Annotated in this window: 7 protein-coding genes and 2 pseudogenes; 5 read left to right on the forward strand and 4 right to left on the reverse strand. The window is 65.3% G+C overall.

Features of this window, described 5'->3' with window-relative positions; genetic code table 11:
* Nucleotides 1–48 precede the first annotated feature (48 nt).
* Nucleotides 49–1,230 (forward strand): GNAT family N-acetyltransferase, encoded by a 1,182-nt coding sequence (locus tag J4G43_RS29875; RefSeq protein WP_208087161.1) that lies wholly within the window; start codon nt 49–51, stop codon nt 1,228–1,230.
* A 195-nt stretch (nt 1,231–1,425) separates the two neighbouring features.
* Here the strand turns inward: J4G43_RS29875 and J4G43_RS29880 are convergent, their stop codons facing one another.
* Nucleotides 1,426–3,696, reverse strand: coding sequence for a GumC family protein (locus J4G43_RS29880; protein WP_208087162.1), 2,271 nt, complete (start codon nt 3,694–3,696; stop codon nt 1,426–1,428).
* 201 nt (nt 3,697–3,897) lie between these two features.
* Here J4G43_RS29880 and J4G43_RS29885 point away from each other — a divergent pair, with 201 nt between their 5' ends.
* The 3 genes from J4G43_RS29885 to J4G43_RS29895 all read left to right on the forward strand — a co-directional run bounded on the left by J4G43_RS29885 (nt 3,898) and on the right by J4G43_RS29895 (nt 8,129).
* A complete protein-coding gene (locus J4G43_RS29885; protein ID WP_208087163.1) occupies nt 3,898–5,031 on the forward strand; it encodes a glycosyltransferase family 4 protein in 1,134 nt (377 codons plus the stop codon).
* A 120-nt stretch (nt 5,032–5,151) separates the two neighbouring features.
* The gene (locus J4G43_RS29890; RefSeq protein ID WP_166097028.1) at nt 5,152–6,702 is read left to right on the forward strand and encodes an undecaprenyl-phosphate glucose phosphotransferase; all 1,551 of its coding nucleotides are present in this window, start codon (nt 5,152–5,154) and stop codon (nt 6,700–6,702) included.
* A gap of 164 nt (nt 6,703–6,866) precedes the next feature.
* A complete protein-coding gene (locus tag J4G43_RS29895) occupies nt 6,867–8,129 on the forward strand; it encodes an O-antigen ligase family protein (protein ID WP_208087164.1) in 1,263 nt (420 codons plus the stop codon).
* A 65-nt stretch (nt 8,130–8,194) separates the two neighbouring features.
* On the opposite strand, the gene J4G43_RS29900 is transcribed toward J4G43_RS29895, so the two are convergent.
* Entirely contained in the window at nt 8,195–8,665 is a 471-nt protein-coding gene (locus tag J4G43_RS29900; protein ID WP_063986329.1) for a MarR family transcriptional regulator, read from the reverse strand.
* Nucleotides 8,666–8,812: 147 nt separating this feature from the next.
* Here J4G43_RS29900 and J4G43_RS55665 point away from each other — a divergent pair.
* Nucleotides 8,813–10,008, forward strand: a pseudogene (locus tag J4G43_RS55665) (FAD-dependent monooxygenase).
* A gap of 140 nt (nt 10,009–10,148) precedes the next feature.
* Here the strand turns inward: J4G43_RS55665 and J4G43_RS29915 are convergent.
* Nucleotides 10,149–11,324 (reverse strand): annotated as a pseudogene (locus J4G43_RS29915) (saccharopine dehydrogenase family protein).
* 5 nt (nt 11,325–11,329) lie between these two features.
* Nucleotides 11,330–12,508: a saccharopine dehydrogenase family protein gene (locus tag J4G43_RS29920; protein ID WP_208087165.1), complete on the reverse strand. Its 1,179-nt coding sequence runs from the start codon at nt 12,506–12,508 to the stop codon at nt 11,330–11,332.
* Nucleotides 12,509–12,511 lie beyond the last annotated feature (3 nt).

The following is a 12,511-nucleotide window of genomic DNA, read 5'->3' on the forward strand; positions in this document are numbered from 1 at the left end:
CCACAGGCCGAAATACGCAAATTTTTCGTTTCTCGACAGGTTTCGTGAATGACCATGGCTGCGGCGATGCAAAGCCGGACGGCAGAATCGCCAGCGCGGTCCAAAGCGAGCCGTATCGCGCATGTCGATATCGTCACCGATCTGGCCGAGGCCGAGACGGTCTGGCGCGCGTTCGAGGAGAGCGGCCACCTCTTCACGCCCTACCAGCGCTTCGACCTGCTCAGCCCATGGCAGCGGCTGGTCGGCAGCCACGAAGGCGCCAGCCCCTTCATCGTCATTGCCCGCGACACCGAGCGCCAGCCGCTCCTGCTGCTGCCGCTCTCGCTGCGGCAAGGCCACGGCGTGCGCACGGCCTGCTTCATGGGCGGCAAGCACACCACCTTCAACATGGGCCTGTGGAACGCCGCGTTCGCCGCCGAGGTCGCCAGCGCCGATCTCGACGCGCTGCTTGCGCCGCTGCGCGAGCATGCCGACGTGCTCGCGCTGACGCAGCAGCCGCTGCGCTGGCACGACCAGCACAACCCGTTCGCGCAGCTGCCGCGGCAGAGTGCGATCAACGGCTGCCCTCTCCTGGCGATGGAGCCGGGCGGGCCGCCCACATCGCGGATCAGCAACTCCTTTCGCCGCCGCCTCAAGAGCAAGGAAAAGAAGCTCCAGGCGCTTGCCGGCTATCGTTATCACCTCGCCACCACGGATGCGGACGTCACCCGCCTGCTCGACTGGTTCTTCCGGGTCAAGCCGGCGCGGATGGCCGAACAGAAACTGCCCAACGTCTTTGCCGAGCCCGGCGTCGAAGCGTTCATCCGCAGCGCAAGCCTGTCGCCGCGCGGCGAAGGCCGCGTCATCGACATCCATGCGCTCGAATGCGACGACGAGGTGATCGCGATCTTCGCCGGCGTCGCCGACGGCCAGCGCTTCTCGATGATGTTCAACACCTACACGATGTCCGAGCACGCCCGCTACAGCCCCGGGCTGATCCTGATGCGCTACATCATCGACCGCTACGCCGAACGCGGCTACCGCTCGCTCGATCTCGGCATCGGCTCGGACGATTACAAACGCATGTTCTGCAAGGACGACGACGACATTTTCGACAGCTTCGTGCCCCTGACCGCGCGCGGAAAACTCGCGGCGATGGCGATGTCCTCGCTGAGCCACGGCAAACGGCTGGTGAAGCAGAACCAGATGTTGTTCGATCTGGCGCGGCGGCTGCGGCAGACGTTCGGGTAGGCGTCACAGCCTCTGGTCTCGTAGGGTGGGCAAAGCGAAGCGTGCCCACCACGTCTCCCGCAGTCGTTGAAAGGTGGTGGGCACGGCGCAAATGCGCCTTTGCCCACCCTACGATTCCGAGCTCGTGGAGAAAGGCCCCTCACCCGGCTTCGCTTTCACGAAGCCACCCTCTCCCGCAGGGGCAGAGGGCGAGAATTACGCCGCCACGCCGCGCGGTGCTTCGGCCGCGTCCGACGGCTGCACCGGCCGGCTCAGCATCGTCACCTCGCTGAATCCGACGGCCCGCAGCTGCTCGCACATCAGCGTACGGGCATCCGGCGCCATCGAGGCATCGGGCACCACGACGGCGCGGGCATGCGCCGTCAAGAGTTCGGCCGGGAGGTCCGAGGCGCTGCCGGCGTCCACCAGCACGTGGTCGTAGGCGCGGAGCAGTGCATCGATCGCGAGCGTCACCCGCGGCGATTGTAGCAGGCTGCGGTCGAAGCCGGGGCGGCCGGCCATGACCAGGTGCAGCCGCGAGAGCTTGTCGCGGGTGATGATTTGCGCGAACGACGCCTCGCCCTGCATCAGCTCGGCGAGGCCGGGAGCCGAAGCGTCGACGGACACCGCGGCGATGGTCGGCGAGGATGCGGCGAGATCGACGACAACGACGCGCGCATCGCGCGCCAGGTGCCGGGCCAGCGTCAGCGTCGACAGCGTGATGGCTTCGCCGGCCGCGGTGCCGAGCACCGTGACCTTCTTCGCCGCCGGTCCCGCAGCGCGCAGGCTGTCGGCCAGATGCTCGATCTCGGCGAATTCAGTGACGTCGGCATCGGCCGTCATCTCGGGCTGAAGCGGCGTAAGGTCTTCCACAACCGGATCGAGCATCGGCTCGGCCACCGGCTGGACTACCGGCTCTTGGCGCATCGGCGCCTGCGTTTGCGCCGGCGTGAACACGGCCACCGCGCGTGGCGCGGTCTGGCGCAGCAGCTCGCCGGTGACGACGACGCCGGACGAGAGCAGCAGCGTCGCGATCGTCGCAATCAGCACGATCGGCAGCTTCTTCGGATAGGCCGGCGTATTCGAGACGATGGCGCGCGAGATGATGCGGCCCTCCGCCGGCGCCGTATCGATGCTCTCGCGGGTGCTGGCTTCGCGATACTTCCCAAGATACGTCTCGAGCAGGTCGCGCTGGGCCTTGGCTTCGCGCTCCAGCGCGCGGAGCTGGACGTCCTGACCGTTGGTCGAGGTCGCCTGCTTCTTGAGCTGATCGAGGCTCGCCGTCAGGCCGTCGACCCGGCCACTGGCGATCCGCGCATCGCTTTCGAACGAGCGCGAGATCTTGGCCGCTTCGTCGCGAATCTGGTTGTCGAGGTCGCCAAGCTGCGCCTTCAGCTCCTTGATCCGCGGGTGATTGCCGAGCAGCGTCGATGACCGTTCGGCAAGCTGCGCCCGCAACGTCACCCGCTGCTCCGACAGCCGCCGCATCAGCTCGGAGTTCACCACCTCGGACGCTTCGATCGGCTTGCCGCTCTGGAGCATCTCTTTGATCAGCCGCGCCCTGGATTCAGCATCCGCCTTCATCGAGCGCGCATTGTTGAGCTGGGTATTGACCTCGCCCATCTGCTGGTTCGAGAGCGTGGTGTTGTTGGTGCCGACGAACAGCGACGACTTGGAACGGAAGTCCTCGACCTTGGCTTCGGCGTCGGAGACTTTCTTGCGCAGATTTTCGATTTCGCCCGACAGCCACTGGCTGGCGCTACGAGCCTGGTCCTGGCGCGCATTCTGCTGGAGCACGAGATAGCCGTCGGCGATCGAATTGGCGACGCGCACGGCAAGGTCGGGATCGGCGGACTGGAATTCGACCACGATCACGCGCGACTTGTCGACGGCGTAGGCCTGGAGCCGCTCGTAATAGGCATCCAGCACCCGCTCTTCCGGCGTCATCGAAAACGGATCGCGACCGATGCCGATCAGCGCCGCGAGCGACTTCAGCGGCGAAATGCCTTGCAGCACCGGATCGAATTCGGGGCGTTCCGCGAGCTTGTTCTTTTTGATGATCTCGCGCGCGAGATCGCGCGACAGTACGAGCTGCACCTGGCTGGTCACCGCCTCGGGATCGAGCGACTGCCGCTCTTCGGTGCTGCGGTCGCTGCTCGGCCGCAAGAACACGTTCTCGCGGCCGTCGATCAGGATGCGGGATTCCGACTTGTAACGCGGAGTGACGAGATTGACGGCGGCGATCGACGCGACGAGCGCGAGCACCGTCGGCACGATGATCCAGCCGCGCTTGCGGGCGAGCACCGCGCCGAGCGCATGGAGATCGATGTCGCCGGATTCGGCTTGTGCCTGCTTCGCAGCAACGGGCGCAGGCTCTGCTTCAATCTTTCGCGCGGCTTCGGTCGATTTGGCTTCGGCTTTGGGCTTCGAAATAGCCCGCTCGACCACCGCCTTGTCCTTGCCGGCACGCCAGAACGCTAAACGCATCGAACACTCCCGCAGGGCAACGCTGCAACTCTACCTCAACCGAGGCGATTACACTCCATTAAGGTTGCTGCTGGGTTAATCGCGCCCTGCCGCGACCGGCGCGCACGGCGCCGACACCGTTTGTTAACCACGAGGGCTCTTAATCCATCTCGATATTTCGAGAATTGTTCGAGCATTCGCCGTCGAGCGCTGGTTCTGATCATGCCCCCCTCTCCCGACCGGCCGCTCCGCATCCTGCACGCCGTGCGCGCTCCCGTGGGCGGCATCTTCCGCCACATCCTCGATCTCGCCAACGGCCAGGTCGATCGCGGTCATCACGTCGGGATTCTCGCCGACAGCCTCACCGGCGGTGAGCGCGCGGACAAGGCGCTGGCCGAGCTCGCGCCGCGGCTGAAGCTCGGCGTGCACCGGCTGGCGATCCGCCGCGAACCGTCGCCTGACGATTTTCTGGTGTGGCTGCGGATGCGGCGACTGATCGCCGCGCTCAAACCCGACGTCACGCATGGCCACGGAGCCAAGGCCGGCGCCTTCGTCCGCATGCGGCGGCGATCCAACGACACCATCCGCATCTACACCCCGCATGGCGGCTCGCTGCACTATCCCCTCAACACCTTCAAGGGCGAGTTTTACGCGCGGCTGGAACGCACGCTGATGGACGCGACGGACTTGTTTCTGTTCGAGAGCGCGTTTGCGCGCGACACCTATCAGCGCATCGTCGGCACACCCAAGGGCGTGGTGCATTGCGTCTTCAATGGCGTGACGCCGGAAGAATTCGAGCCTGTTAGCATCGCCGACGATGCCACCGATCTCGCCTATGTCGGCGAGTTCAGGCACATCAAGGGTGCGGATTTGCTCGTCGATGCGGTGGCGCGCCTGCACGAGGGCGGCAAGAAGGTCACGCTCACGCTCGGCGGCGACGGCGAGGAGACGGCGGCGCTGAAGGCGCAGGTCGAGAAGCTCGGTCTCTCCAGCGCCATCCGCTTCATCGGTCACGTCAAGGCGCGCTACGGCTTCTCCAAGGGGCGACTGCTGGTCGTGCCCTCCCGCGGCGATTCCATGCCCTATGTCGTGATCGAGGCCGGTGCGGCCGGCATTCCCATGATCGCGGCCCGCGTCGGCGGCATCCCCGAGATTTTTGGGCATGACAGCCCGGCGCTGTTTGCGCCGAGCAACGCCGAGGCCATGGCCGAAGCGATCGCGGCCGCACTCGACGATCCGCAAGGAACCGCGCAGCGTGCGGTCGCCTTGCGCGAGCGCATCTCCGCGCATTTCTCCCAGCAGGCGATGGTTGACGGCGTGCTCGCGGGTTATCGCGACGCATTTGCCAATCATTAACCATCCTTAAGACCGCTTTAGAGAATCTTCCGATTTGTCCGATAATCGACGTGCCAGGGGATGCTCGCCCGGGGCGCAACGCTGCGACCCGCGGGTTTTTTGGAATGGACGTGGACGCCCGTGGAACCGCTCAACGCACGCTCGATGCTCGACGCCGCCACAAGCGCCGCGGCGAAGCCGGCTGACCAACCCTTTGTGGAGCGCCGTCGCCGGCTCTCGCCCGCCGCGCTCGACGTCGTCAACCAGAAGGTCGCCCGCGCCTATTCGCCGATCGTGATCACCGGCTTCGTCCGCTTGGCCGATTTCGCCCTGCTGAGCCTCGTCGGCATCGCGCTCTATGTCGGCTATGTCATGCCGCTCGCCGGTTCCTTCAGCTGGGTTTATCCCGCGCAGATCATCGCCGTCGCGGTCGCCGCCGTGGTCTGCTTCCAGGCCGCCGACATCTATCAGGTGCAGCTGTTTCGCGGTCAGCTCCGGCAGATGACGCGGATGATCTCCTCCTGGTCGTTCGTCTTCCTGCTGTTCATCGGCGTATCCTTCTTCGCCAAGTTCGGCAGCGAAATGTCGCGGCTGTGGCTTGCCGCCTTCTACTTCCTCGGGCTCGCCGCGCTCATCTCCCAACGTCTGGTGCTGCGCTCGCTGGTGCGCGCCTGGGCACGCCAGGGCCGGCTCGACCGCCGCACCATCGTTGTCGGCTCCGACAGCAACGGCGAGCAACTGGTCGAGGCGCTGAATGCCCAGGAGGATTCCGACATCCACGTGCTCGGCGTGTTCGACGACCGCAACGACAGTCGCGCGCTCGACACCTGCGCCGGCGCGCGCAAGCTCGGCAAGGTCGACGACATCGTCGAATTCGCCCGCCGCACCCGGGTCGATCTCGTGCTGTTCGCGCTGCCGATCTCGGCGGAGACGCGCATCCTGGAGATGTTGAAGAAGCTCTGGGTGCTGCCTGTCGACATCCGGCTCTCCGCGCACACCAACAAGCTGCGTTTCCGTCCCCGCTCCTATTCCTACCTCGGCGAGGTGCCGACGCTCGACGTGTTCGAGGCGCCGATCACCGACTGGGACCTGGTGATGAAGTGGCTGTTCGACCGCATCGTCGGTGGCCTCGCGCTGCTCGCAGCCCTGCCGGTGATGGGACTGGTGGCGCTGGCGGTGAAGCTCGACAGCCCCGGCCCAGCGCTGTTCCGTCAGAAGCGCTTCGGCTTCAACAACGAGCGTATCGACGTCTACAAATTCCGCTCGATGTACCACCATCAGGCCGACCCGACCGCCTCCAAGGTCGTGACCAAGAACGATCCACGCGTCACCCGCGTCGGCCGCTTCATCCGCAAGACCAGCCTCGACGAGCTGCCGCAGCTCTTCAACGTGGTGTTCTCGGGCAATTTGTCCCTGGTCGGCCCGCGTCCGCATGCGGTGCAGGGCAAGCTCCAGAGCCGCCTGTTCGACGAAGCCGTCGACGGCTATTTCGCTCGTCACCGCGTCAAGCCCGGCATCACCGGCTGGGCCCAGATCAACGGCTGGCGCGGCGAGATCGACAATGAAGAGAAGATCCAGAAGCGCGTCGAATTCGACCTCTACTACATCGAGAACTGGTCGGTGCTGTTCGACCTCGTCATTCTCCTGAAGACGCCGGTCTCGCTGCTGACCAAGAACGAGAACGCGTATTGAGTTTTGTCGTACCCGAGCCTCACTGTCATCGCCCGGCTTGACCGGGCGATCCAGTAATCGCCGGCAGTAGAAACTGCCACGAACGGCTCGGAGTATTGGATGCCCCGCTTTCGCGGGGCATGACGTCGGAAGTTGTGTGCGTGTACGAGTAGCGTGAGCATGTGATGGCGTATGCGGCGACAGCCGGTGAAGTGAAATTAGCCGCACCCGCTGCGCCCGGCGTGCTGGCCATCCAGCGCGCGCTGGTGTGGCTGACCGGCGCCTCCGGCGCCATCGTCTTCATCGAGCCGAGCCCCTACGAGATCGTGACGCTGCTGGCCGCCGTCACCTTCTTCGCGACCGGCCTGCGCCTGCGGCTCGTGCTGATGCCGCTGATCCTGATGCTGGTCCTGCTCAATGTCGGCTACACGATCAGCGCGGTCCCGCTGTACGAACAGTCCGAGGTGGCGAGCTGGATTGCGACCTCCTGGTACATGGCGGTCACCGTCGTGTTCTTCGCGATGGTCACCTCGGAAGACACCGCGGCCCGGCTCGACATGCTCCGCCGCGGCCTCGTGGTCGGCGCGATGGTCGCCTCGCTGTCGGCGGTCGCCGGCTACTTCCATCTGGTTCCCGGCGGAGACGATCTCCTCACACTCTACGGGCGCGCGCGCGGCACGTTCAAGGACCCGAACGTGCTCGGTGCCTTCCTGATCCTGCCGGCGCTGTTCGCGCTCCAGAGCGTGGTCTCCGACAAGTTTGCCAAGGCGTTCCGCAACGTCATCGCCTTCGGCATCATGTCGCTGGCGATCCTGCTCGCGTTCTCCCGCGCCGCCTGGGGCGGACTGGTGCTGACCTCCGCCTTCATGCTGGCGCTGATGGTGCTGACCAGCCGCACCAACGCGCAGCGCTCGCGCATCGTCGTCATGGCGATCGTCGCCGCGGTGCTGGGCCTCGCGCTGATCGCGGTGCTGCTGTCATTCGATTCCACCGCCGAGATGTTCAAGCAGCGCGCGAGCTTCGACCAGAGCTATGACGAAGGCCGCTTCGGCCGGTTCGGCCGGCACATCCTCGGCGCGGAGATGGCGCTCGACCTGCCGTTCGGCATCGGCCCCCTGCAATTCCACCGCTACTTCCCCGAGGACACCCACAACTCCTACCTCAACGCCTTCATGTCCGGCGGCTGGCTCTCCGGCGTGTGCTATCCCGCGCTGGTCTTCACCACCGTGATCATGGGTATCAGGCACATCTTCGTCCGTGTGCCCTGGCAGCGCGCTTATCTGGCGATCTTCTCCGCCTTCGTCGGCACCGTCGGCGAGAGCTTCGTGATCGACACCGACCACTGGCGGCACTTCTGGATGATGCTGGGCGCGATGTGGGGCATGATCGCGGCTGCGCAGGCTTACAAGATCAAGGACAATACCGTTCCGATGGAATCGGAACGGTAATGTCTGGCTTTCTGTTTTGACGCGTTTTCTTGACGCGAACCGGTGCCACTTCGCTCGAAAACGCTCTAGCGACGAAGCTTCTTCAGCTTGAGATCGGGCCGCTTTTCCGGCGGCGTATCGAGCAGGCCCTTCAGCGCCTCGGTTGCAGCGAGCACACCCTTGTAGCCCTCGGTCGCGAAGCGCAGCAGCAGGCGCAGCTCCTCGTCGGAATAGGCGCCAAACACCTTCTCCATCGCCTGCTGCATCGGCACGTAGAGCTGGCCGATCTTCATCGCCGTCTCGGGCACGACGGAAATGAAGACCTTGCGGCGGTCTTGCTCGTCCCGCTCGCGGCGCACCAGCCCGGCCTTCTCGAGTCGGTCCACCACGCCGGTGATGGCGCCCGTCGTCAGCCCCGTGACCTCGGCAAGCCGGCCCGCGGTGACGCGTCCTTCAAGATAGAGGATGTCCATACATTCGAGGTCGGAATTGGCAATTCCGGCAACGTTCGCAACCGTTTGGCCATAGAGCACGCCCTGCGCGGACGACCGCCGCATCGCCTCCTCGAGCTCCTGCAACAGCGCCGCGCGCGCCTTCGTCCTTGACAAGGCCAACCTCATATCTTAGTCGATATATATCTTAGCTACTAAGAGATTTAGCAACCGTAATTTCTCCTAGCACCACGGAAACGTCGGGAGCAAGCCATGTCCAACCGTCCCCGCAAGGCCCTGATCATCGGCGCCGGTATCGCCGGGCCCGTCACCGCGATCCTGCTGCGCCGCGCCGGCATCGAATCCGCGATCTACGAAGCCTGGCCCTATTCGAAGGGCATCGGCGGCGGCCTCCAGATCGCACCGAACGGCATGCATGTGCTGGACGAGATCGGGCTCGCGAACGAGCTGATCGGCCGCGGCTCGATCGCCGAATCCTTCGACTTCTATTCGCAGAGCGGCGAACGACTCGGCTCGATCAACCGCGACATGGCGCGGCGCTTCGGCCAGCCGGCCGTCAATGTCTGCCGCGCCACGCTGAACGAAATCCTGGTCGACAAGGCCTGGTGCGCCTGTGTCTCGCTCTATTTTGAGAAGCGCCTGATCAAGATCGAGGACCGCGGCGACCAGCCGATCATCGCTTACTTCTCCGACGGCACCACGGCCGAAGGCGACTTCCTGATCGGCGCCGACGGCTGCACTCGGTCGTGCGCCGCCAGGTCGTGCCGGACGGTCCGCAACCGTTCGACACCGGGCTGATCGGGTTCGGCGGCTTCGTGCCGCACGCCGTCCTCGATGGCAGGCCGATCGGCCGGCACGTCGAGACCACGTTCGGCAAGAGCGGGTTCTTCGGCTATGGCTATTGCAGCCCGGATCCGAACGACGGCGTGATGTGGTGGAGCACGCAGCCCGCGCACGGCATGGACGCGGCGATGTTCCGCGCGCTCGACCACGCGACGCTGAAACAGCATCTGCGCGGCTTCCATCACGGCTGGCACGATCCGATCCCCGATATCATCGACGCGGCCGAGAACATCGTGGTCACCGACACGCTCGACGTCGCAACCTTGCCGACCTGGTCGCGCAAGCGCTCGCTGCTGATCGGCGATGCCGCGCATGCGACCAGCCCCCACGCGGGCCAGGGCGCTTCGCTCGCGCTCGAGGATGCGATGCGGCTCGCGCGGCTGATGCAGGAGGGCCAGGAGCTCGGCGCCACCTTCCAGGCCTTCGAGGCCGAACGGCGGCCGCGCACCGAGAAGATCGTCGCGATGGCGCGCCGCAACGGCAACAGCAAGCGCGAATTCAGCGCCACCGGCGCTTGGGTCCGCAATCAGATGATGAAATGGCTGTTGCCGCTGGGCTCGAAGAGCATGGAGTTCATGTACGCGTATGATGCGCGGGCGGCGTAGCGGCAATCTCACTGTCATCGCCCGCGAAGGCGGGCGATCCAGTACGCCGCGGCCTCTCGATTCAACAACACTGTCTCTGGAATGCTGGATCGCCCGGTCAAGCCGGGCGACGACACCGTCATTTAGGCACACAAAAGCGCCTATCTCTCCACCTCAAACCTCAGCCCGGCGTGATCGACCAGCCGCTTGATCAGCTTGTGCTGCATCGCTGCGCCCGGCGTCCAGAGACCGGCTGGGACATCAGGCGTGTCGCGCAACAGGCAGATCGCGCATTCGGAAACCATCTTCGCCGTTGAGGCATAGCCGGGATCGAGATCGCCCTTCACCGCCGCGCGAACCTGACGGCCGTCGGGCGCGATCGCGACATAGAGCACGTCGTAATGACCGTTATCGCGCTCTTCCTTCGACGGCCCCTCGCCGGGCTTGAGCGCTTTGGGGCCGGTCTTTTCGCTATTGGCGGCCATGACGAGCTTCGCGTTGGCCTGCCCTTCGTCCCCCGTCCCCGTCAGCACCATCTCGTCGTAGACGAAATCCCGGCCATACGGGAATCCCATCAGCATGTTGGAGCGATGGACGTTGCGCGTGTTCAGCGTCGCCATAGCAAACGGGGCGGACCAGGATTGCAGGTCTTCCTCGAAAACGGGCTTGTTGCCGCGCGGCTGTTTCGGCCCCTCGAAGCCGGGCGTGAATGCGAAGGGGTCCTTGAGGATCGACACCAGGCTGAGATCCTGCGCGACTGCTTCGAAGGTGACCCTCGCGCTCGCCGAGGTGCCGCCGGAGAACTTCTAGCTGAGGTTGCGGACGCGCCCCTTGACGCGCGGCGCCGGCGCTCCGAACACGCGACGGGCTTCCTCCTGCACGAAGAACGCACCGAGCTCGAACGGGATGGAATCGAAGCCGCAGGAGAACATGATGCGCGCGCCGCTCGCCTTCGCCGCCGCGTCATGCCTGTCGATCATCTGCTTCAGCCAGATCGGCTCGCCGCAGAGATCCATGTAGTCGGTGCCCGACGCGACGCAGGCCGCAAGCAGAACGGAGCCGTAGAGCTGGTAGGGACCGACCGTTGTCACCACCAGCTTCGCCTGATCGACCATCGCCCGCAACGACGCAGGATCGGCCGCGTCCGCCACGATTAGCGGCGTGTCAGCGGGTGCGCCGATCGCATCGCGAACGGAGGCGAGCTTGTCCCTGCTGCGCCCGGCCATCGCCCATGTCGGCGCGCCGTCACCGGCGTAGCTTGCAGCGAGATATTCGGCGACGAGCTGGCCGGTGTATCCCGTTGCGCCGTAGACGACGATGTCGAACTTCGCGGACACGGACCTTACGCTTCCACCTCGAACGTCAGCCCAGCATTATCCCGCAGCCGCTTGATCAGCTTGTGCTGCATCGCCGCGCCCGGCGTCCAGAATCCGGCCGGGACGTCTGTCACATCGCGCAACAGGCACATCGCGCATTCGGAGATCATCTTCGAGGTCGAGCCGTAGCCGGGATCGCGGTCGCCAGTGACGCCGGCGCGAACCATGCGGCCGTCGGGCGCGATCGCGACATAGAGCAGGTCGAAGCGGCCGTTCTCCCGCTCTTCCTTCGACGGCCCCTCGCCCGGCTTCGGCGCGTTCGGACCGGTCTTCTCGGCGTTGGCGGCCACCACGCGCTGCGCGTTGGCTTCGCCCTTCTCGCCGGGACCCGTCAGAACCATCTCGTCGTAGACGAAGTCCTGACCGTAGGGAAAGCCCATCAGCATGTTGGAGCGATGGACGTTGCGCGTGTTGATCAGTGCCATCATGAACGGCGCGGCCCAGGACTGCAGGTCCTCCTCGAGCAGCGACCTGTTGCCCTTCGGCTGCTTCGGGCCGGTGAAGCCCGGCGTCAACGCGAACGGATCGTTCAGGATCGCGATCAGGCTGATGTCCTTGGCGACCGCATCGAAGGTCGCCTTCGCGCTCGCCGCGGTGCCGCCCGACAGCGTGCCGCGCATGTCGCGCACGCGGCCTTTCACACGCGAGGCCGGAGCGCCGAACACGCGTTTGGCCTCTTCCTGCACGACAAACGCGCCGAGCTCGAACGGCACGGAATCGAAGCCGCAGGAAAACACGATACGCGCACCGCTCTCTTTCGCTGCCGCCTCGTATTTGTCGATCATCTGCCGCATCCAGATCGGTTCGCCGCAGAGATCGAAATAATCGGTGCCGGTGGCGACGCAGGCCGCGAGCAACTCCTCGCCATAGAGCTGATACGGGCCGACGGTGGTGATCACCGACATCGTCTGCTCCGCCATCGCCTTCAGCGAGGCCGCGTCCGACGCATCCGCGACAATCAGCGGCGTATTCCCGGGCGCGCCGATCGCGTCGCGTACCGACTTGAGCTTGCCGAGGCTACGGCCTGCCATCGCCCATTTGAGCGCGTGGTCGCCCTTGTAATGCTGAGTCAGATATTCGGCGACGAGCTGGCCGGTGAAGCCGGTCGCACCGTAGACGACGATGTCGAATTTCGCTGAGCTCATGGT

The organism is Bradyrhizobium barranii subsp. barranii (assembly GCF_017565645.3).
In the GTDB taxonomy this organism is placed as follows: domain Bacteria; phylum Pseudomonadota; class Alphaproteobacteria; order Rhizobiales; family Xanthobacteraceae; genus Bradyrhizobium; species Bradyrhizobium barranii.